Annotated in this window: 25 protein-coding genes and 2 riboswitches; of the genes, 2 read left to right on the top strand and 23 right to left on the bottom strand. The window is 43.6% G+C overall.

The window, feature by feature from the left end:
- Positions 1-4: 4 nt before the first annotated feature.
- The 14 genes from nikC to H8S54_RS01610 form a co-directional block, all read right to left on the bottom strand.
- On the bottom strand, positions 5-829 hold the full coding sequence (gene nikC / locus H8S54_RS01670) for a nickel transporter permease (RefSeq protein ID WP_021925789.1): 825 nt from the start codon (positions 827-829) through the stop codon (positions 5-7).
- Position 830: 1 nt separating this feature from the next.
- Complete coding sequence (nikB, locus tag H8S54_RS01665) at positions 831-1769, bottom strand: nickel ABC transporter permease (protein ID WP_021925790.1); 939 nt, start codon at positions 1767-1769, stop codon at positions 831-833.
- 175 nt (positions 1770-1944) lie between these two features.
- A riboswitch (cobalamin riboswitch) is annotated at positions 1945-2144 on the bottom strand.
- A 125-nt stretch (positions 2145-2269) separates the two neighbouring features.
- Positions 2270-2455 (bottom strand): hypothetical protein, encoded by a 186-nt coding sequence (locus H8S54_RS18510; protein WP_330600042.1) that lies wholly within the window; start codon positions 2453-2455, stop codon positions 2270-2272.
- The gene (locus tag H8S54_RS01660; protein WP_021925792.1) at positions 2452-2859 is read right to left on the bottom strand and encodes a YczE/YyaS/YitT family protein; all 408 of its coding nucleotides are present in this window, start codon (positions 2857-2859) and stop codon (positions 2452-2454) included. Before H8S54_RS01660 ends, H8S54_RS18510 begins: the two co-directional genes overlap by 4 nt.
- Entirely contained in the window at positions 2852-3280 is a 429-nt protein-coding gene (locus H8S54_RS01655) for a MarR family winged helix-turn-helix transcriptional regulator (protein WP_186900747.1), read from the bottom strand. The genes H8S54_RS01660 and H8S54_RS01655 overlap by 8 nt, the downstream gene beginning before the upstream one ends.
- A 178-nt stretch (positions 3281-3458) precedes the next feature.
- Entirely contained in the window at positions 3459-4283 is an 825-nt protein-coding gene (locus H8S54_RS01650) for an urease accessory protein UreD (RefSeq protein ID WP_186900746.1), read from the bottom strand.
- A 4-nt stretch (positions 4284-4287) separates the two neighbouring features.
- The gene (gene ureG / locus H8S54_RS01645) at positions 4288-4896 is read right to left on the bottom strand and encodes an urease accessory protein UreG (RefSeq protein ID WP_021925795.1); all 609 of its coding nucleotides are present in this window, start codon (positions 4894-4896) and stop codon (positions 4288-4290) included.
- Between the two features lie 20 nt (positions 4897-4916).
- On the bottom strand, positions 4917-5609 hold the full coding sequence (locus H8S54_RS01640) for an urease accessory protein UreF (protein ID WP_021925796.1): 693 nt from the start codon (positions 5607-5609) through the stop codon (positions 4917-4919).
- A gap of 35 nt (positions 5610-5644) precedes the next feature.
- Positions 5645-6121 carry an urease accessory protein UreE gene (locus H8S54_RS01635; RefSeq protein ID WP_186900745.1) on the bottom strand — a complete coding sequence of 159 codons (477 nt, stop codon included), beginning with the start codon at positions 6119-6121 and terminating at the stop codon, positions 5645-5647.
- A 32-nt stretch (positions 6122-6153) separates the two neighbouring features.
- Positions 6154-6660, bottom strand: a complete 507-nt coding sequence (locus tag H8S54_RS01630; protein ID WP_173767303.1) for an AmiS/UreI family transporter — start codon at positions 6658-6660, stop codon at positions 6154-6156.
- A gap of 16 nt (positions 6661-6676) precedes the next feature.
- On the bottom strand, positions 6677-8398 hold the full coding sequence (gene ureB, locus H8S54_RS01625) for an urease subunit beta (protein WP_186900744.1): 1722 nt from the start codon (positions 8396-8398) through the stop codon (positions 6677-6679).
- A gap of 12 nt (positions 8399-8410) precedes the next feature.
- Positions 8411-8770, bottom strand: a complete 360-nt coding sequence (ureB, locus tag H8S54_RS01620) for an urease subunit beta (RefSeq protein WP_021925800.1) — start codon at positions 8768-8770, stop codon at positions 8411-8413.
- Between the two features lie 14 nt (positions 8771-8784).
- Positions 8785-9087, bottom strand: coding sequence for an urease subunit gamma (ureA, locus tag H8S54_RS01615; RefSeq protein ID WP_021925801.1), 303 nt, complete (start codon positions 9085-9087; stop codon positions 8785-8787).
- A gap of 182 nt (positions 9088-9269) precedes the next feature.
- A complete protein-coding gene (locus tag H8S54_RS01610; RefSeq protein ID WP_021925802.1) occupies positions 9270-9764 on the bottom strand; it encodes an HD domain-containing protein in 495 nt (164 codons plus the stop codon).
- A 406-nt stretch (positions 9765-10170) separates the two neighbouring features.
- A riboswitch (glycine riboswitch) is annotated at positions 10171-10279 on the top strand.
- 2 nt (positions 10280-10281) lie between these two features.
- Here H8S54_RS01610 and H8S54_RS01605 point away from each other — a divergent pair.
- A complete protein-coding gene (locus H8S54_RS01605; RefSeq protein WP_021925803.1) occupies positions 10282-11694 on the top strand; it encodes an alanine/glycine:cation symporter family protein in 1413 nt (470 codons plus the stop codon).
- Between the two features lie 54 nt (positions 11695-11748).
- Here H8S54_RS01605 and phoU read toward each other — a convergent pair whose 3' ends face one another.
- The 5 genes from phoU to H8S54_RS01580 all read right to left on the bottom strand — a co-directional run bounded on the left by phoU (position 11749) and on the right by H8S54_RS01580 (position 15937).
- Positions 11749-12429 (bottom strand): phosphate signaling complex protein PhoU, encoded by a 681-nt coding sequence (gene phoU, locus H8S54_RS01600; RefSeq protein WP_186900743.1) that lies wholly within the window; start codon positions 12427-12429, stop codon positions 11749-11751.
- A gap of 1 nt (position 12430) precedes the next feature.
- Positions 12431-13180 carry a phosphate ABC transporter ATP-binding protein PstB gene (pstB, locus tag H8S54_RS01595; RefSeq protein WP_021925805.1) on the bottom strand — a complete coding sequence of 250 codons (750 nt, stop codon included), beginning with the start codon at positions 13178-13180 and terminating at the stop codon, positions 12431-12433.
- A gap of 140 nt (positions 13181-13320) precedes the next feature.
- Entirely contained in the window at positions 13321-14178 is an 858-nt protein-coding gene (pstA, locus tag H8S54_RS01590; protein WP_186900742.1) for a phosphate ABC transporter permease PstA, read from the bottom strand.
- Complete coding sequence (pstC, locus tag H8S54_RS01585; RefSeq protein ID WP_173767291.1) at positions 14171-15025, bottom strand: phosphate ABC transporter permease subunit PstC; 855 nt, start codon at positions 15023-15025, stop codon at positions 14171-14173. Before pstC ends, pstA begins: the two co-directional genes overlap by 8 nt.
- Positions 15026-15076: 51 nt before the next feature.
- Positions 15077-15937 (bottom strand): substrate-binding domain-containing protein, encoded by an 861-nt coding sequence (locus H8S54_RS01580; RefSeq protein WP_186900741.1) that lies wholly within the window; start codon positions 15935-15937, stop codon positions 15077-15079.
- A 298-nt stretch (positions 15938-16235) separates the two neighbouring features.
- Here H8S54_RS01580 and H8S54_RS01575 point away from each other — a divergent pair, with 298 nt between their 5' ends.
- Positions 16236-16916 carry a GTP pyrophosphokinase gene (locus H8S54_RS01575; protein WP_021925809.1) on the top strand — a complete coding sequence of 227 codons (681 nt, stop codon included), beginning with the start codon at positions 16236-16238 and terminating at the stop codon, positions 16914-16916.
- Between the two features lie 146 nt (positions 16917-17062).
- Here the strand turns inward: H8S54_RS01575 and H8S54_RS01570 are convergent, their stop codons facing one another.
- The 4 genes from H8S54_RS01570 to H8S54_RS01555 are packed head-to-tail and all read right to left on the bottom strand — an operon-like array spanning position 17063 to position 21393.
- Positions 17063-17392 carry a hypothetical protein gene (locus H8S54_RS01570; protein ID WP_117850648.1) on the bottom strand — a complete coding sequence of 110 codons (330 nt, stop codon included), beginning with the start codon at positions 17390-17392 and terminating at the stop codon, positions 17063-17065.
- Positions 17393-17448: 56 nt separating this feature from the next.
- Positions 17449-18453: an ABC transporter ATP-binding protein gene (locus H8S54_RS01565; RefSeq protein ID WP_117850650.1), complete on the bottom strand. Its 1005-nt coding sequence runs from the start codon at positions 18451-18453 to the stop codon at positions 17449-17451.
- Positions 18446-19642 carry an ABC transporter ATP-binding protein gene (locus H8S54_RS01560; RefSeq protein ID WP_173767285.1) on the bottom strand — a complete coding sequence of 399 codons (1197 nt, stop codon included), beginning with the start codon at positions 19640-19642 and terminating at the stop codon, positions 18446-18448. The genes H8S54_RS01565 and H8S54_RS01560 overlap by 8 nt, the downstream gene beginning before the upstream one ends.
- An 8-nt stretch (positions 19643-19650) precedes the next feature.
- Complete coding sequence (locus H8S54_RS01555) at positions 19651-21393, bottom strand: ABC transporter permease (protein ID WP_243176586.1); 1743 nt, start codon at positions 21391-21393, stop codon at positions 19651-19653.
- Positions 21394-21402: the final 9 nt, after the last annotated feature.

Here is a 21402-nt window from a genome sequence, read left to right as displayed (position 1 = left end):
TTTATCAGTCCTGTCTCGGATCCAGAATATCTCGGATACTGTCACCAAGCATGTTAAAAATGATTACTACGATTACGATGGCGATACCCGGTGCGATCATCAGCCACGGTGCTTTTGCCATATAAGTTCTTCCTTCGTTCAGCATCAGTCCCCACTCCGGTGTCGGTGCTACTGCTCCGAATCCCAGGAAGGAAAGAGATGCAAGTTCCAGCATCATGGTACCCATATCTGCCGCTGCTGTTACTGTCATAGTCGTCAGCATGTTGGGGAGGATATGCTTCCACAAAATTTTGAATGTACTGGTGCCGTTTACCACAGCCGCTTCCACATACAGATTACGTTTTACTTTCAGGACCATACTTCTTGCCAGACGGGCATATTTTGTCCAGCTTACGGCTGTGATGGCGATGACTCCGTTTCTAAGGCTTGGGCCAAGCATACCTGCGATTGCGATTGCCAGGATCATTCCAGGGAAAGAGATCATCATATCTGCGATTCGCATGATCACCTGATCGATCCAGCCGCCGAAGTATCCTGCAATAATTCCAAGCAGTGTACCTACAACAAAAATAGTTGCTACCAGGATCAGGGTGGATACCAGAGAGGTTCTGGTACCATAGATCACACGGGAAAGAATGTCTCGTCCCAGTTTGTCAGCGCCAAGGGGATATTCTGCACATGGGGCTTTCAGAGAATCCACCATCACTGCATCCAGCGGATCCTTTGGTGCGATCCAGGGAGCAAAAACAGCTACGCCTACAACCGCAAGCGCCAGAATAAAGAATACGGTAAACTGTTTATGAGCTAAGAAAAAATTCTGCTTTTTCACTTTACTTAACCTCCTTTATTCTCGGATCCAGATAAGTATAGGAAAGGTCAACGATAATGTTGATCACCATATACATAATCGCGATCATCAGTACATAGGCCTGCACCATCGGATAGTCACGACAGGCGATTGCCTTGATCGCCATGCTTCCCATTCCAGGCCAGTTGTAGATGATCTCAACAACTGCAGTTCCACCAAGCAGGGAGCCAAGGGAAAGACCAAGAAGGGTAACGATTGGGAGCATTGCATTTGGGAGCACATGTCTCCAGAGGATCACGCTTTCCTTGATTCCTCTCATTCTTGCTCCGATAACATAGTCCTGTCTTAATTCCTCCAGCACTGCGTTTCGCACCTGTCTGGTGTATTTCGCAGACATGGAAAGAGCCAGGGTTACGGAGGGCAGGATCATGGTCTTGAAATCGGTAGTACCTCCGGCTACGTTGACCCAGCGAAGCTGTACTCCGAAGATGCTAAGAAGGATCAGACCGATCCAGAAGCTTGGAATGGATACCCCGAAGAAGGTAATTCCGCGGATGAGATAATCCGGCCACTTATTCTGATACACCGCGGAGAGGATTCCGCATGGTATGGAGAATAAAATCATCAAAAGAAGGGCAAACAGTGACATCTGAAGGGTTGGCCAGAAGCATTTCATCAGTTTTTCAGTTACGGGAACTTTAAATGCATAGGATGTTCCCATGTCTCCGGTCAGAACTCCTTTTACCCAGGAGCCGTACTGTACCAGAAACGGTCGGTCAAGGCCCAGTTCATGTCTTGTCTGTTCCAGAAGTTCCGGTGTAGGCAGGTTGCCACACTCTGTCAGCATGATTTCTGCCGGGTCACCAGGAGAAAGATAAGTAAGTCCGAATGTAAAGAAACTTACACCGATCAGAACAATCAGAATCTGCAGAAGCCTTTTTCCAATTTGTTTTTTTGACATTTTCTCTCCTTCCTACATGTTGGAGGTTTTTCGCCGGATCTGATTCAGTTTTCGCAAAAAAAGGCAGGGGGAATGATACGCTTTCGAAAAAAAGCGCAGAAAAAAACAACACCCGCAGAAATTACGGATGTCATTGCACACAAAAAAACCATGCTTCCTATCTACCGTAAGAATCATATCAAATCATTTATAAGCAGGTCTCCTGACTTAAGATCCTCGCTCCAGAACCCCTTCCCAGACTGACAACTGTCCATCCAGTGAGATTATGTTCTGCAGCTCCCTATCACAGTGACGGGATCGTACCGGAATTACACCGATTTCCCTTTTAATCCATGTGCAGACATTTGCACAGGAACTTACAAAGGCTGGTTCAAAACCAACAAATGTTATCTAATTTTCCTTATAAGAATAGCTTATATTGGGAATCTTGTCCAGAAAAATTTTTTCACAGATTGTATTTTTTTGAAAACAAAGGGGAATCAATCGTTCCCCCCAAATTGTCAGTTCAATGCTTCCTCAACGCATTCTTCAATATCGTCAATAATAAATTTCCGCATAAATTCCAGATGTTTTCCAAATAATCTTGCAATAAAGCCTACCAGCAGAGCTGCGATAATGGTACCTTCACGGACACCGTTTAATTTTCCCCAGAAAATAAAGAAAAGAATTCCTGCGATCACGGTCATGGAAGAATCAAATATGATCTTTGTGGTTCCAGATATACGCCAAATCCAAGCACGATGCAGCCTGCCAGAAGGGCAGCCAGCTTCATTGCATAATTTCCGGGATTTACCCAGAAAAACAGATACATAGTAAGGTCAATAAAATATCCAAAGGCAATGGATACCGGAATCTGCAGAATGTTTTCTATCTTAAAATTCTTTCTCAGAATCAGGATCTGCAGCAAGATCAGAAGAATACTGAAGATGATGGTGAAATTTCCAAGTGTGGGCGGAAATTTAAGACTTAGCACATAAGGAATGGATGAAATTGGAGAGGTTCCAAGGCTTGCTTTTGTCACAAGACTGACTCCAAGCGCATTGATAAACAATCCAATCAGAAACAACAGATATCTTTTTAACTTATTCATTTCTTTCCCCCTGTAAATTCGCATAGATTTTTCCATATACAGCCAAAAACTGCTGGAATTCTTCGGCAGAAACACCGGACAATGCCTTTTCTTCTATTTTGGCAAAAGCCTGGGACACCAGCTGCTGTTTCTTCTTTCCCTCTTCTGTCATAAAGATATGGAAGCTGCGTCTGTTGCCGTTTAAAATCCGACGCTCGATCAGCCCTTTCTCTTCCATCTTATTTAAAATAGTGGTAAGAGATCCAGCTTCCAAAAAGCAGGCTTTTGCGATTTCTTTCTGATTGCTGCCGTCATGGTCTTTCAAATAGTCAAGTATCTTGGGCTGCCCGATGGTAAGTCCGGTATCCTTAAGCTGTTCCAGCAAAGCTTTCTGGACAAGCATCTGGTTGGCCATAATCAGGTAGTGTAAGGTATCATCCATGGTTGGTTTCCTTTCTTCCGAATAGTTATAATTCAAATATTTTGAACTATAACTATCTTAGATCAGGATGTCAAGGGAAAACTGACAGCGATAAATTTTTCTTTTTGAGGGGAGCTAGAAAAAAACAACAGGGACAAAGTTTTGGATCTTGTCAGAAAACTCAGTCCCTGTTGGTTCGTTAATGAATTGCTTCATATAATTTCTTTATTTTGTCGGCCAGCTGCTGGAGAGTTTGGGCACGATGGGCGAAGATTCGAAGGACCAGGTCGCCGGTTGTCAGACGGGTAACTCCGCCGTCCGTGTCCGGTTCTTCGTCAAGAAGCTGCCAGATTTTTTCCTGTAATTCCAGATTGATTTCTTTATCTGTGCTGTCCTGTCCAGTATATATTTCTGAAAGAAAAAGATTGGCCATATGAGTGTATCCTTCGTACATTCCAATGCCTTCCATAGGCATTTTTTCCGGTTCGTAGCAGGTATTGTCCTGGTAGATCAGCTTTTCCCCTCTGTAAATCCGCACCCTGGAGGAAAATCTCCGATACTGAAAGCGCTCTTCATGAGCGTTTCTGCCGCAGGAAATCACTTCCAGCAAAAACAGCCGGGAGGTTTTATCCTCCAGACAAATGGTCATAGTGCTGTCAAATGCAGATCCAGAAAAGGGGATCACAGGCTGGGGATAATAGTACAGGATTGCATTTTGCTCCACCTGGATTTCAATGGTACGAAAAGCAGATCCCTCGTCCATTTTATGGATTTTCTCAAAGGACTGGGACAAAACTTCCAGGTTCGCCCCTTCCTTCACATGATAGGAAAATTCCTGGGAATCCCCTGCCATAATTCCCGCAGACGCACAAAGGGGCATGATCTGAATACCGTCGTTTTCTTTCTCAAAGGGCACCATGATCTTGTACGGGGCGGTAAAGGATAAATCTTCCAGAATGGTTTTGCCGTCCCTGACTGCGGCACATGCCTGAATACGGGAAATTTTTCCGAATTTATTATCCATACCTTTACATTCCTTCTAACAGTACGTTCTTTTTGATCCACTCCACTACCTTATCCACATTTTCATCTCCGCGGATGTTGGTGAACTGGAAAGGTCTGTCACCGCGCATTTTTCTGGAGTCTCGTTCCATAACTTCCAGGCTTGCACCAACGTAGGGGGCAAGGTCAATTTTGTTGATCACAAGAAGGTCGGAACGGGTAATTCCAGGGCCGCCTTTTCTCGGAATCTTATCCCCTTCTGCCACGTCGATGACAAAAATGGTAGCATCCACCAGCTCCGGGCTGAAGGTTGCAGATAAGTTGTCTCCGCCGCTTTCTATGAAAAGAAGTTCAATGTCCGGAAAGCGTTCCATCATCTCATCCACTGCCTCAAGGTTCATGGATGCATCCTCACGGATCGCAGTATGGGGACAGCCGCCTGTCTCCACGCCAATGATGCGCTCCACTGGAAGAACGCTGTTTTTGGCAAGGAACTGGGCGTCCTCCTTTGTATAAATATCGTTTGTGATCACACCAATGCTGTAGTCCTTTGCCATCTTTCTTGACAAAGCCTCAATAAGTGCTGTTTTTCCGGAACCAACAGGTCCCGCAACTCCGATTTTTACATATGACATCTCGATTTCCTCTTTTCTTCTTATGACATGTATAGCCTGGAATACAGTTTTTCGTGCTGGATTCCCCTGATATCAAAACCTGGTGCGGAAAGACACAAATCTTCTTTGCTTTTATGCATCACATCTTCCAGAATCTCGCCAAATTCCTTATAACAACCGCTTAAAAGCTGCTGTCCCGCGGTCTGGCTTAAGGGGATCGTCTTCACGCAATTAGTTACCATTGCAGAGGTCTGTGCATACAGATAATGGGCCAGAGCCTCCCCAATGGAAATCTCCATCTGGGCACAGAAAACGCCGTAAATGCAGCAGTGATTCACCGCTTTTCCCTTTCTCGCGTCCAGATATTCCCGGAAAATTCCCGTTTCGCTGATGGAAAGTCCCAGCTTTTCTATGGTTTTGGCAAAACGGGAGCCCATCTTTCTTGCAGCCTCTCTTTGCTCCATGGGAATCCTGGAGGCTTCCAGAATTTCTTCCAGTTCCAGAAGCTCTGACAGGTCATTTTCCCTGGCGGCTTCATAGGCAAGTCTGGCTCCCAGAAGTTCTGTATATGCAAGATTCCATTTTATTTTATGGGTAATATATTCTCTCGCCGTGTCTGCATCATGGACAATTCCCCGCTGAATATAGGTTTCCAGTCCCTGGGAATGAGAGTAGCCTCCGATGGGAAACAGGGCGTCATTTACCTGCAAAAGATAAAACTGTTTTTCTGACATAAAGAACCTCCATAACTGCAGTTTTTTTACTTGTTTTAGTGATGATGGTTGTGGATGCTTGCAGAAATCCGCTTGTCAAAATCAAGCTTTCGCACCTCTTTTTCGGCCTTAACACCGTGGATTTTCTGGAGCATCACAAGCATTGGCTCATTATAAATGGTAATAAAAGTATCGTCCTCTCCCCAGAAAAGAGGCGCATGCCGGTTGCCGATCTCATAGCATACCTTGGCTGCCATTTTCTCATGTCCAGGGGTGAAGGACACGCGGATCACTTCGCATGGCGGGGTATTTACGGCAATTATTTTTTTATCATCTGCGTAGATCACATCATCCTGATACAGTCCCCGGGAAAGAATGGAATCATCCATGCGGATGCCAACCTCCGTCCCTTTGTCCGTTGTTTTTTTATGTATTTTCTTAAAAGCTTCGTGCCATTCGATGTCTACATATTCCACTGTTTTTCCTTCTATATCAAAATCATGAAGCTTTCCCAAAACCTGCTCACAAAGCATTTTTTCTGACCTCCAACTTGCAGTTTTTCTTTTTACCAAATCTGAAGCAGCATCATAACACCGGGGATCCAGGCTGTTACAACGCCCTCAAAGACCTGAAGATATGGAACAAATTTTCCCAGCTTTTTCCCGCAGATATCCTCCACAAACGCAGTTCCCCACAGAATTGCCCACAGATACCAGATTCCTGCCCAGCGGATATCTGCTGTGATTCCAAGTGCAGTACTTCCGGTAAAGCCTTCGATGGTTCCGAAGATCACGGCATTGACTGCCACGAAGGTAGAAAACCATGCAAAAGGAATGGGATCTGCTTTTAAAAACTTGCTTAATGCAACAAAAAGATAGGTAAAGCAGAACAATAATCCGGTTCCTGCTGCGTAATAATTTCCCTGTACCAGGTTCACAAAGTTAATAAAAAGGGAAAGTCCTCCGGTGAAAATATTCATGATGGCAGTGGATTTTCCATCTACATGATATAAGGTACACATACCATTGTTGATCAGTACGATTCCTACAAACAAAAGGCAAACACCTAACATAAAATCTCTCCTCTTCTTAAAACAGGCTGTAAAGCTGAGTCAGCGGAAGCTTCTCGGCTGGTTTGGAAGTGATCTCTTCCCCGTCAACAGTTACCTTATAGGTCTCCGGATCAACTGTTAATTCCGGTGTTCTGTCGTTGAATACCATGTCCTTTTTGCTGATATTTCTGCAGCCCTTTACAGGCACTACAGTCTTTTCCAGACCATATTTTTCTTTTACATTTTCATCCATGGCAGCCTGGGATACAAAGGTCAGGCATGCTTCGTTTTTTGCTTTTCCGTGGGCTGCGAACATTGGCTGATAGCATACCGGCTGGGTAGTCGGAATGGAAGCATTTGCATCTCCCATCTTGGAGGCAATGATCATGCCGCCTTTGATGATCATGTCCGGTTTTGCCCCGAAAAATGCAGGATTCCACAGAACCAGGTCTGCGAATTTTCCGGTTTCCACAGAGCCTACATACTGGGAAATACCGTGGGTGATGGCCGGGTTGATGGTATATTTGGAGATGTAGCGTTTTACACGGAAGTTGTCGTTATCATGGCCTGCATCTTCCGGAAGTGCGCCTCTTTCATCTTTCATTTTGCTTGCAGTCTGCCAGGTACGTGTGATGACCTCGCCTACACGTCCCATTGCCTGAGAGTCGGAGCTCATCATGCTGAAAATTCCCATGTCGTGAAGAACATCCTCTGCAGCAATAGTCTCCGGTCGGATTCGGGAATCAGCAAATGCCACATCTTCCGGAATTCTTTTGTCCAGATGATGGCAAACCATCAGCATGTCCAGATGCTCATCCAGGGTGTTTACAGTGTATGGCATTGTGGGGTTCGTGGAGGATGGAAGCACATTTGGCGCTGCTGCCGCGCGGATGATGTCCGGTGCATGGCCGCCGCCTGCTCCTTCTGTATGATAGGTATGGATGGTTCTTCCGCCGATGGCTGCCAGGGTGTCTTCTACGCATCCGCCCTCATTCAGGGTGTCTGTGTGAATTGCCACCTGCACATCATATTCATCTGCCACATTCAGGCAGTGGTTGATAACTGCCGGTGTTGCGCCCCAGTCCTCATGTATTTTCAGTCCCATTGCCCCGGCTTTTACCTGCTCGATGAGAGGTGCTTCATCGGAGCAGTTGCCTTTGCCAAGGAAGCCAAGGTTCATAGGATACTCTTCTGCTGCTTTTAACATCATTCTCAAGTTCCATGGTCCCGGGGTACAGGTGGTGGCGTTTGTGCCGTCTGCCGGGCCTGTTCCTCCGCCGATCATGGTGGTTACGCCGCTGTACAGCGCACAGTCGATCTGCTGAGGACTGATGAAATGAATGTGGGTGTCAATTCCCCCTGCTGTTACGATCATTCCCTCTCCTGCCAGGGCTTCTGTAGATGCGCCTACTGTCATTCCAGGTGTTACGCCGTCCATAATGTCCGGGTTTCCTGCTTTTCCGATTCCTGCGATTTTGCCGTCTTTGATTCCAATGTCAGCTTTGACGATTCCGGTGGAATCCACGATCAGGGCATTGGTGATCACAAGGTCAAGATCACCGTCCTTGCTGCAGGTTTTTACAGACTGTCCCATGCCGTCACGGATGCTTTTGCCGCCGCCGAATTTTACTTCATCGCCATAGGTGGTATAGTCTTTTTCTACTTCGATCACAAGGCTTGTATCTGCCAGACGTACTTTATCTCCTGTAGTCGGGCCATACATTGCTGCATATTTGCTTCCGGAAATTTTTGTACTCATTGTTGTCCCTCCTTACAGAAATCCTTTTAATTTTGCATTTTCCACAGATGCTGCTTTGGTGTCCTCTGTTGCCTGGGCGCGGGTGAGATCATTTAAGCCGAATACTCTTTTTCTGCCGCCCATTTCGGTAAGCTGGACTTCTTTTTCTTCTCCCGGCTCAAATCTTACAGAGGTGCCGGAAGGGATGTCCAGATGGTATCCGTAGGCTTTTTCCCGGTCAAAAGAAAGGCATTTGTTTACTTCAAAGAAATGAAAATGGGAACCAACCTGAACCGGTCTGTCGCCTTTGTTTGCCACTGTTACTGTCACTGTTTTTTTGCCTTCGTTAAGTGTAATCTCACGATTCCCAGCCATAATTTCACCGATTTTCATGCTGATCTTCCTCCTTACTGAATTGGGTTGTGTACGGTTACAAGCTTGGTTCCGTCTGGAAAGGTAGCTTCTACCTGGACTTCACCGATCATATCAGCTACGCCGTCCATTACATCGCCTTTTGTAAGAATTTTGGTTCCAAGCTGCATCAGCTCTACCACTGTTTTTCCATCTCTTGCAAGCTCCAGAAGCTCAGAACTGATATACGCAAGCGCCTCCACATAATTCAGCTTCAGACCTCTGTTCTTTCTCTCTTTGGCAAGATTTCCTGCCATATGAAGCATTAATTTTTCCTGTTCCTTTGGATTCAGTCTCATGATGTTCCTCCTCTCAATCTGTGTGGAAAATTCTGATATACAGATTTTCGCAGAAAAAAAAGAGCAGACAATGGGATTTTTCAGACCCCTTTGTCTGCTCTTTGCACGAAAATTTATATGCGGTATTATAGCGTGAGATTGTTTTATGGTCAAGATGTTTTTTGTGAAATTTTTATGCGGCATTAAATGCCATAAACTGCTTCCAGCAATCTAAGACCTGTTTTGGTTTTAAAAAGCTTCCGCTTCGTGTTGCTGATATTGCCCTCTGAATAGCCAGATTCATCTGCATTTACCAGGTAGTCTGCTTCCAGAAGGATCTGGTAGTCAATGCCGTCAATACCGGTTAAGGTGTGATGATGTCCCACCAGAAAAACAACCCGTTTCTTGATTTCTTCCGGCAGATCTGTGTCTTTTAGAAACTCTTCCGCTAACAGAATGCCTTCTTTTTCCTGGTATTTCCCATTGGTGTTTCCGTATTTTTCCCTGCAAAGAGGGCAGGCAATGTCATGGACGATTGCTGCAGTTTCAACGGTAATCAAATCCTTCTCAGAAACATTTTCACTTTCCGCGATGGTTTTGGCGTAGGTGTATACTTTCATAAAATGATTGATGTCATGTCTGTTTCCATTGGAAAACTGAATCATTTTTACCATAATATCAGATGTATTTGTACTCATAGCTGGCCTCCTTGTATTCTCTTCAGGTATTATAACACAGATCCGGTATCCATCAATGGTAAAACTTCCCCAGACACAGTCTATGTCGCCGCTTTCTACCAGTTCCTTTTTCTCTTCCCAGTTGATGTAGGAAAAAACAGGCTCATAGCCCATACACCCGAAAACAGCAGTGCTTACAAAAAATATTTGCTCTATTATAACTTACTGCTGAATTTCATGTCAATTTCATATTATTGATAAAGTTAAAATTTTTTCCGGCAGGAAGCAACAATCTTTTTCTTTGCAAATAAAAATCTTTTTTGCAAAAACATATTGAAAATTATTTTCAACTGTGATACCCTGTGTTCTAGTGTGTTTCCACACAACACGAATGGCCGTCACTGCCGTACATTTCTGGCACGGTGTATTCGTAAACTCAGGAGAGTCTCTTCAAAAAATAAATGGAAGAGCGCCGAAGGTGTACGCAGCATGTATCATGCTGTTAATCTCTCAGGCAAAAGGATGGAGGAAAGAGAACATGTTTACACAAATCAACAACTTTATCACCTGGTTTGACGGAGTCGTTTGGGGACTTCCGCTTATCATTCTGATCCTGATCACAGGATTCCTTTTAACCGTTCGGTTAGGCTTTTTACAGGTAAGGCATCTTGGAAAAGCACTGAAATTCATGGTACGAAATGAAGAAGGCGGGGAAGGTGAGGTTACAAGCTTTGGTGCTCTTTGCACAGCTTTGTCAGCTACCATCGGAACCGGAAATATTGTAGGTGTTGCTACTGCTATCGCAGCCGGCGGACCGGGAGCCTTATTCTGGATGATCGTTGCCGCATTCTTCGGAATGGCAACCAAATACGCAGAAGGTCTTCTCGCAATCAAATACCGTACCATTGATAAGGAAGGCCATGTACTTGGCGGACCTTTCTACTACATTGAAAACGGTATGGGAAAGCAGTGGAGATGGCTTGCAAAGATCTTCGCATTTTTCGGAGCAGGAGTTGGTCTTTTCGGAATCGGTACTTTTACACAGGTAAACGGTATTGCTTCTGCAGTGAAGAACTTCTTTGATCCGGATACCGTTCACACCGTTTCCCTTTTCGGAAATACATATTCCTGGGCAACTGTTATCGCCTGCCTGATTCTTACTTTATGTGTAGGACTTGTAGTTCTTGGCGGTATCCAGCGTATTGCTAAGGTATCCCAGATTGTTGTACCGTTTATGGCAGTTCTGTACGTAGTACTTGCGCTGATCATTGTCATCACAAATATTACGGCTGTTCCGGCAGCAATCGTTACTATCGTAAAAACAGCATTTAACGGAAGTGCCCTTGCAGGCGGCGCCATGGGAACCATGGTTATTGCAATGCAAAAAGGTATTGCCCGCGGTATTTTCTCCAATGAATCCGGTCTTGGAAGTGCTCCTATTGCTGCAGCAGCAGCTCAGACAAAGGAACCTGTTCGTCAGGGTCTCGTTTCCATGACAGGTACTTTCATTGATACCATCGTAATCTGTACCATGACAGGTCTTTCCATCGTTATTACAGGAACCTGGAACACAGGACTTGAAGGCGTCGCTATTACCACGGCAGCATTCCAGAAAGGACTTCCTTTCCCACCACAATTTGCTTCCTTTGCACTTATGCTGTGCCTGGTTTTCTTCGCATTTACAACCATCCTCGGATGGGATTACTATGGTGAACGCTGTCTTGAGTATCTGTTTGATCGTAACATGACAGCTGTAAAAACCTACCGTTGGTTATATATTATCTGCGTATTTATCGGACCTTACATGACAGTTGCTGCTGTATGGAATATTGCAGATATCTTCAATGCCCTGATGGCTTTCCCGAACCTGATCGCACTGCTTGCTTTAAGCGGCGTAGTAGTAAAGGAAACAAAGGATTTCTTTAAAAGACATAAAAATTACCAGTTTTAAAATAAAAAAAGCTCCTGCCAGCTGATGCTTTTAGCCACTGGCGGGAGTTTTGTTTTACAATGAATTCGGATTAAACAAATCGCTTATGCTGTCTCCGTTTCTGTGAATTCCATCTACGGAAAATTCAGCCCATTCACCAATATTCGTAGCGTGATCTCCGATTCTTTCGTAATATTTTGAAATCATAAGAAGATCAAGGATTTCATCACCGGAATACCCCATACGATTCATATCCAAAGCTTTTCTTATCTGATTAAAAAGATTATCCAGCAGATCATCACTGTCGATTACCTTTTTAGCTAAATCACTTTTCTCTTCTACGTAAGCTGTGACACTGTCATTTACCATATGCATTGCATGCTCAGCCATTTCCTGAAGAGGAATCGCAGTAACCGGAACATGTACACTTCCTGTAAGCATAATTTCTGCAATATCTGTAGCCTGATCTCCGATTCTTTCCATATCTGTAACCATCTTAAGGGCTGCTGAAATCTTTCTCAGATCCGTTCCTACCGGCTGCTGTTTCAAAAGCAGCTGCATACAAAGTGCTTCAATATTATGCTCTTTATCATCAATTTCTTTCTCGATTTTTCCAATTTCCTTTGATGCTGTTTCGCAAATTTCCACACTTGCCAGAAGCTGACAGGTTTTCATTATTGCCTGTCCGCACAGATTTCCCATTTCCATGATTTCATCTGAAAGTCTGGCAAGCTTTGCATTATATAAATCTCTCATATCAACCGAACCTCCCTGTGATATACTCTTCTGTTTTCTTATTCTGTGGTCTTGAAAACAGCTCCGTAGTATCGTTATATTCGATGATCTCACCCAGCAGGAAAAAGGCTGTTTTATCCGAAATACGAGCTGCCTGCTGCATATTATGAGTCACGATCACAATGGTGTAACGGTCCTTTAATTCCAATGCCAGATCCTCAATATGAGATGTAGAAATCGGATCCAAAGCAGAGGTAGGCTCGTCCATAAGAAGAACCTCCGGCTCTACTGCAAGAGCTCTTGCAATGCAAAGTCTTTGCTGCTGTCCACCTGACATTCCAAGCGCACTTTTCTTCAGGCGATCTTTTACTTCATCCCAGATAGATGCATTTCGAAGTGCTCTTTCCACAATATCATCCAGCTTTTCTTTGGAATGAATGCCATGTGTACGAGGTCCATATGCAATATTATCATAAATACTCATAGGGAACGGATTTGGTTTTTGGAATACCATTCCTACACGTTTTCTGAGAAGATTTACATCGATATTCCCATAAATATCTTCACCGTCCAACCGTATATCACCTGTAATCTTACAGCCCTCAACCAGATCGTTCATACGGTTTAATGACTTTAACAAAGTGGATTTTCCACATCCGCTTGGACCGATAAATGCTGTAATTTTCTTTTCCGGAATATCCAGATTAATATTCTTTAAAGCATGGAACTGTCCATAGTACAAATCCATGTTTTCCACATTAATTTTACCCATATTCTCCTTTGAAAAGCATCTCGGCTGCTTTTCTCTGCCTTTCATCATAATTACAAAGTATTATGGCAAGCGGATATAATCCGCTTTGCTACTTATTGCTTTTCGCAACCGTCTTAGGGGACTTACTTGATTCGGTTAAATCACTGACCGTTTGCAGCTTTGCCAAGTCTTTTTGCACAAAATCCGGAAATCCAGTTCAGTACCAGTACAAAAACCAGAAGGATAACTGCAGTTGCATAAGCCTGATCCATATAAAGACCCTCACTGGAAAGTACATACATATGCACTGCAAGAGTTCGGCCTGAACCCATAAGACTGGATGGAACCTTTGCAACTGCACCAGCTGTGTAAATAAGTGCTGCTGTCTCACCTACAATACGGCCTGTTGCAAGGACCACTCCGGAAAGGATTCCTGGTATGGCACTTGGAAGTACTACCTTAAAAACAGTACGAAGCTTTCCTGCACCAAGTCCAAAGGAGGCTTCTCTGTATGCATCCGGAACACCAATAAGTGCCTCTTCTGTAGTACGGATGATCAGAGGAAGGATCATGATTACCAAAGTCATAGCTCCTGATAATAAAGAGTATCCCCAGTGAAGTGCAGTACTGAAAAATAAAAGTCCAAATAAACCAAAAATGATAGATGGAATTCCCTGCAATGTCTCTGTTGTTATACGAATTATTTTTACAAGCTTGCTTCCTTTTTTTGCATATTCCACCAAATATATTGCTGCAAAAATACCAAACGGCACTGCGATCAAAAGTGATAGTAGTGTGATAATCAGCGTGTTAATAAGTGCCGGCATCAGGGATGCATTTTCTGAATTATATTCCAGTGCAAACAGCTCCGGTTTCAGATTTCCTACACCTTTTATCAGAATAAATCCTACCAGGAATGCCATAACTGCCACTGTGATCACAGCTGATAACCACACCAGAAGCCGAAGCACTGCTGAGCCCGGATGATTCTTCCAGTAAGAAGATCTGCTTTTACTCATCTTCTGTCCTCCTTTTCAGGGCTGATACGCATAGGTTGATGATCAGGATAAATACGAACAATACTACACCTGTTGCAATCAGCGCTTCTCTATGAAGGTCAGTCGCATAGCCCATTTCAATAACAATATTTGCGGTCATGGTACGAAGTCCTTTACACAGTCCCTGAGGCATCCAGGTCTGGTTTCCGGCTACCATAATGACCGCCATTGTCTCACCGATAGCACGACCGATTCCAAGTACAACACCTGCTAATACGCCGGATTTCGCTGCCGGAAATACAGTTCCAAACACGCTTTTTTCATGAGTTGCCCCAAGTGCCAGTGCTCCTTCATAGTAACTTGTCGGAACGCTTTTCAAAGCCGGCTCCGCAACTCCTGTAACTGTTGGGAGTATCATAATTCCAAGAAGCACGGAAGCAGTAAGCATTGTGCTTCCATCATGACCTGTAAGCTGACGCAGCAGCGGTACAAATACAGTCAGACCAAAAAATCCATATACAACTGAAGGGATTCCGGCAAGAAGATTTACCATTGCTTTTAATGGAGAATACAACTGCTTTGGACAATAAAATGCAAGGAAAATTGCAAGCAGAAGAGCTGTTGGAACACCAACCACAATGGCTCCTGCTGTTACGTAAATACTTCCAAGGATAAATGGGAAAATTCCGTAAAGTCCGTTAGATGGTTTCCACTTCATTCCAAACAGGAAATCTGGCAGGCCGATTTTCGCCATTGCCGGAATTCCGTTTGCGAATAAGAAGATACAGATTAATGCAACGGCCAGCACAGAAGTGCAGGCCGCTACAAGGAACACGATTTTCATTACCTTTTCATTAATTGATTTCATAAAGTCCGTTCCTTTATTTGGGAAGTTTTTCCAGTTTGCAAGTTCAGATTATTATTTTGCAAGATCTTCCCATGTAGTGATGTTACCTGTGTAGATATCCTTTACCTGATCGCTTGTAAGCTCAGCTACACCACTGTCATTGTTTACAATTACTGCAATACCATCCTTTGCAATTACAGTTGCAGTAAGACCAGCCTCAGTTTCGCTGTCTTTTAAGTCACGTGATGCCATACCGATATCGCAAAGTCCGTCAATTGCAGATGTCATACCAGTTGTAGAATCACTCTGCTGAACCTCGATGTCTACTTTATCATTTACTTCTTTATAGCTTTCAGCAAGCTTCTCCATTACCGGAGTTACAGAAGAAGATCCGGCTACTACAACTTTTCCTTCTACATCTGCAGCTTCATATTCCGGTTCGTCTCCAACGGAAATGTATCCGTTTTCTTCAATTACAGCCTGTCCGTCAGCACTCATAATGTAATTGATAAAATCCTGTGCTGCTTCGCTTACATCATCCTTTGTTGCAATGTTAAACGGACGAACTACTTTATAATCACCAGACTCAATATTTTCTGCTGTTGCTTCTGCTCCGTCAATTTTTACAGCTGTAACACTATCATTCAGGGAGCCAAGTGAAACATATCCGATTGCATTCTCATCCTGTGCTACTGTGCTTAACATAACAGAAGTACTATTTGTGATTTTAGCTGCCTCTGTAGTGTTGTCTACTTTATTTCCATCTGCATCTTTTTCTTCAATTCCAAACAGTTCAATGAATGCACCTCTTGTACCGGAACCATCCTCTCTGGAACAGATTGTAATATCTCCGGAAGCTGCTGCCATTGCTGTTGTACCCATTGTTGCTACTCCTAATAACGCCGCCATCGCTACTGCTAAACCTTTTTTCATGATTATTTTCTCCTTTTCTTCGCGGTCCTTGTTTTTTTCTCTCTCTCGCGATTACAGTCTGTATATTACCGTCCATATGTAAAATACACTATCCCGGAAAAGTAAAAAAAATGTAAAAAAACAGACCTGTTTCAGATCTGTTTTTTACATTTGTCTTTTCCTTTAGAGAACAGAAAATTTGCCTAATATAAGATTTTCATGTATAATAAAAACATGTATGTGTATAGCCTGTTTTATTATATTTAGAAATAATTTTTCATACAGGCTTCAAACTTCCGGAACAAGAATGGAGATTACTATGACTGAAGAACAAACTAAAATGACATGGCTGGATACACCAGATCCACAGAAATTTATTAATAATGCTGCCAAGTTTAATGACCTGATGATGATGTACCGCTGCGCAATTCGTGAGGTGCAGACCAAGCTTGAAGTACTGGATGACGAATTTTCTGTTGAATATAAGAGAAATCCTATTTCTTTTATTAAGACAAGAATCAAGAAGCCAGAAAGTATTTACCGTAAGCTTCAAAAGCTGGGATATGATTTCACGGCGGAGAATATTCAGGAGTATCTGAATGATGTTGCAGGAGTGCGGGTAGTCTGTGCATTTATTGACGATATTTATACTGTTGCAAACCTGATTGCAGGACAGGATGATATTAAAGTCCTCAAGGTCAAGGACTACATTAAAAATCCTAAGTCCAATGGCTACCGCAGCTATCATATGATTGTAGAGATTCCGGTATTTTTCTCAAAAGGTAAAACACCTATGCGGGTAGAGCTTCAGATTCGTACCAATGGAATGGATTTCTGGGCTACTCTTGAACACCAGCTTCGCTATAAGAAGGGAATTGAGGATCTTCCGGGCTATGATGAGATCAGCGCTGAGCTTCTCCGCTCTGCCCAGGCTGTAATCGAAACAGATAATGAAATGCAGCGAATTAAGGATAAGATTGGGATGTTTCATGATATTTGAGACAGGCTCGATCTGCATAATTTTACGGCAGACAAGATTAATTGTCTGCCGCTATTCTCTCTTGAAATTGAGTCGATACGCTTGTCAAGTGTCCTGCCAAATACATACAATTTGTATTGCAGCATAGCGGACTGATAAGATTTCTTTTATTTCAGCCACACAAACACGCAAAACAGAATGAACAAAAAGGCTGCACCGCCGAAGATCAGACCTACCGTGAGGGATGCTTTGAGGGAAAGCCAGATCATTCCTCTTCGCTCTTCCTTTGTCATAGGCGGATTCTCAAAGGCTGACAGGTTATCCGGCATATCACTTTCCATACCTGGCTCCGGTACCTTTACGTCAAATTCTTTCCTGTGTTTAGATGGATCTCCCGGAAGGATCTGCCACGGTCTTCTGGAATTCCAGGGCATACCATCCACATCCATTTTTGCAACTGTGTAATCCGGTAATTCTTCTTTTTTCTTCTTTCCCATGATAGAACCTCCTGAAAATTTTACAGGCCAGGAGAATCCCCCGGCCTGTGCTTTATTTAGTCGTATAAGTGGCAGCGCACCTTGTGTCCGTTGCCCATATCTTTCACCTCAGGCACCTGGTTCTTGCAGATTTCCATGCACTTGCGGCATCTGGTATGGAACTTACATCCCTTAGGCGGATTAGCCGGAGAAGGAATGTTGCCCTCCAGGATAATACGGTTTCTCTTCAGATCCGGATCCGGCATCGGAATTGCAGAGAACAGAGCCTCTGTATACGGATGAAGAGGATTTGCAAAAATATCTGCTGTAGTACCAGTCTCCACAAGACCTCCCAGATACATAACACCGATAGTATCGGAAATATGCTCAACTACAGAAAGGTCATGTGAAATAAACAGGTAGGTCAGATTGCGTTTTTCCTGAAGCTCCTTTAACAGGTTGATGATCTGTGCCTGTACGGAAACGTCCAGCGCAGAAACAGGCTCATCACACACAACGAATTCCGGATTCAAAGCAAGCGCTCTTGCAATGCAGATACGCTGTCTCTGTCCGCCTGAAAACTCATGAGGATAACGATCCTTATGATAGGACTGAAGACCACAGTCATCCATAATCTTAGTTACATAATCTGCATACTCAGACTTCGGTACCAGATTGTGCTCTCTTACTGCCTCTCCAATAATCTCACCAACCGGAAGTCTTGGAGAAAGGGAAGAATAAGGATCCTGGAAAATGATCTGCATCTTAGTACGCATATCACGCATTTCCTTGCGGGAAAGACCATATACATCCTTTCCATTGAAAAGTACCTGTCCGTCTGTCTTTTCAATCAGTCTTAAGATGGTACGTCCTGTTGTGGATTTACCACATCCGGACTCTCCTACAAGACCCATTGTTGTTCCTCGTTTTAAAGTAAAGGAAACATCATCAACTGCCTTTACGGCACCAACCTGCTTACCGAACATTCCACCCTTGATCGGGAAATATTTCTTAAGATGGGATACCTCCAGAATGTTATCGGACTGCTTATTTTTATTCTCTGCTGTCTTATTCTCACTCATGAGCATTTCCCCCCTCTCCCGGATGAACAGTTGCCAGCCATCCTGCTTCTGGACGGTCAGCATAACGATAACAGCTTACTTCATGTGTCGGACTTAACTTCACAACCCCTGGATAGCTTCCCTGGCATTTATCACAGCTAAGCTCGCAGCGGTCGCGGAAGTAACAGTAATCCGGCATGTCAATTGGATTCGGAACCTTACCCGGAATACTGTAAAGCTTGTCAACCTTCTTACCAACAACCGGTTTGGAACGCATAAGTCCAATGGTATATGGATGAGACGGATGATTGAAAATCTCACTTGCTGTACCTTTCTCAACCACACGGCCGGCATACATAACAACTACATAGTCTGCCATTTCTGCGATAACACCAAGGTCGTGAGTAATCAGCATAATGGAAGAATTGATCTTATCTTTCAGATTACGCATCAAATCCAGAATCTGAGCCTGAATAGTAACATCAAGAGCTGTAGTTGGCTCATCTGCAATGATCAGTCTTGGATTACATGCAAGACCGATTGCGATGCATACACGCTGACGCATACCACCGGAAAGTTCATGGGGATACATCTTATAAACGCCCTCACTGTTGGCAATTCCAACCAGCTCCAGCATTTCAATGGTTCTTGCTTTTATCTGTTCCTTACTCATATCCGGATTGTGAAGCTTGGTAATCTCATCTACCTGCTCACCAATACGGAATACCGGATTCAGTGCAGTCATAGGCTCCTGGAAAATCATGGAAAGCTCATTTCCACGAAGCTTCTGCATCACACTTGTAGGAGTATTTACAATATTATAAGCCTTATCGCCTGTATTAAAACGGATTTCTCCTTCTACAGTCTGTCCCTGAGGACGTTGTACCAGCTGCATCAGAGAAAGGCTTGTTACAGATTTTCCGCAGCCGGATTCTCCAACGACACCAACTGTTTTTCCCTGTGGAATTTCAAAACTTACACCGTCAACAGCTTTAACAGTTCCGATATCTGTAAAGAAATAAGTATGAACATTGTCAAACTCAACTACGTTTTCCGGGTTCTTCATAGTAGTAATATATTCTGACTCCGGAATATTCTTTCTGTTTCTCTTCTTCTCTATCTCACTGGTGATTTTTCGATTCTCTTTGGAAATTCTTTTGGTTTCCTTAGCTGAGATATAGTTTGCGTTTTTCTTACCAAATAATGCCATATTCGCACCTACCGTTTCATTTTCGGGTCGAATGCGTCACGAAGACCATCACCCACAAAGTTAAAGCCAAGAACGGTCAGCAGGATTAAGAATCCGGCCGGGATCCATACGAACCAGAAGTTGGTCAATACGTATACATCATTTACCGCATTTACAATATTACCCCAGGAAGCGTATGGGAATTTAACACCGATTCCAAGGAAGCTAAGAGTTGCCTCCATCAGGATAACATCACCAAGTCCCATTGTTGCAATAACGATCAGCTGCGGAATAACGTTCGGAATCAGGTGACGGAAAATACGTCTTGAAATACGAACACCGGTAGCTTCTGTTGCAACCATAAATTCCTGCTCACGAAGAGACAGAATCTGTCCTCGAACCATTCGTGCAATTCCAGGCCATCCTACAATACCAAGGATCGCACAAAGTGCATAAATTCGAATTCGCGGATCAATCTTGTAATAATCCATAACGGAACCAATGATAATGTACAGCGGCATCGCCGGAATACAGATTACAACGTCAACCACACGCATAAGAATGGTGTCTACCCATCCTCCGAAATAACCGGAAATACCACCGATAAGAATACCGATAATACCCTCAATAATGATAACAACGAATCCGATCATAAGGGAAATACGTCCGCCATACATCAGCCTGGTCAACATATCCATACCATTTCCATCAGTTCCTGCCCAGTGCTTTTTGCTCGGAGCAGAATAGGTATCATTTACAGTAGTCGCTTTCTGGCTTCTTACAACATACTGTGTATTCTTAGTCTGAAGCTGATAGGTTTCTTCTTCACCAGCCTCATTAATAGCCGTAAAGGTAGTGGCTTTATCAGCAATTGCCTGCTCAACCGCCTCTTTAAAGGAAAGAGAAAGGAATACACCGTTTGCCTGAGGAGATACCAGAAGATTGGAAATAGTAGCGTAGACTTCTCCATCCTTTACAACCTCTGTGGATGTCTCTTCCTCTGTTGTATTCAGCTCATATTTAGTGCCATCATATTCAAATGAAGTCTCTCCGGCTTCAATTGCATCAAGCACTGCCTGCTTGAACTGGAAGCCAAGATCTGCATCCTTTGCTGCTGCGCTAAATACCTTCTTAGTTGCAAATGCAACCTCACCGGAAATAGTAATCTGGTTCTCACGTCCCGCTTTCTCAATGGTATAAGTAATGCCATCTACTTCAAATGTATTCTCATCATTTGCGACGGCCTCTTCATAGCCCTCTTTGATTTCGTCTGTTACTTCTGTGTTTCCAACCTGCTTATAGGTAGATTTACCTTTCAGGGTAAGAACTGTTGCTACTGATTCTGAAGAATAAATTGCCCAATAATCTTCACCCTTCTGCTCCAGTCCATAGGTTACATCATTTGCCTCAAAGGAATCATTTCCCTTGTTTGTGGCAAGAATAAATTTCTGCTGTCCCTGTGCAGGAAATTCATCACCATTTGCTGTTTCAAAAATATAAGATTTATTATAGGTAGCTCCTGCATAATCCTTCCATACATGGTCTGTTTTACGGAAGACCTGGCTCTCGCCGTAGGGACTTACCATACCGCCTATAAACGAAAATATAAACATTGTTACCAGAATTACAAGTCCTGCCACTGCCAGCTTATTGCGGAAGAATCTTTTCGCAACAAGCATTCCAGGGGAAAGGATTTTTACACGCTGCTCATCATCCAGTGCCTTGGAGGTACTGACATGATTGTCTTTTTTCTTTGTTGAATCTGTACTCATGTTTTTCCT

This window comes from Blautia segnis, assembly GCF_014287535.1.
In the GTDB taxonomy this organism is placed as follows: domain Bacteria; phylum Bacillota; class Clostridia; order Lachnospirales; family Lachnospiraceae; genus Blautia_A; species Blautia_A acetigignens.
Note: the sequence above shows the minus strand (reverse complement) of the source record. Positions and strands in the feature narration are given on the sequence as shown.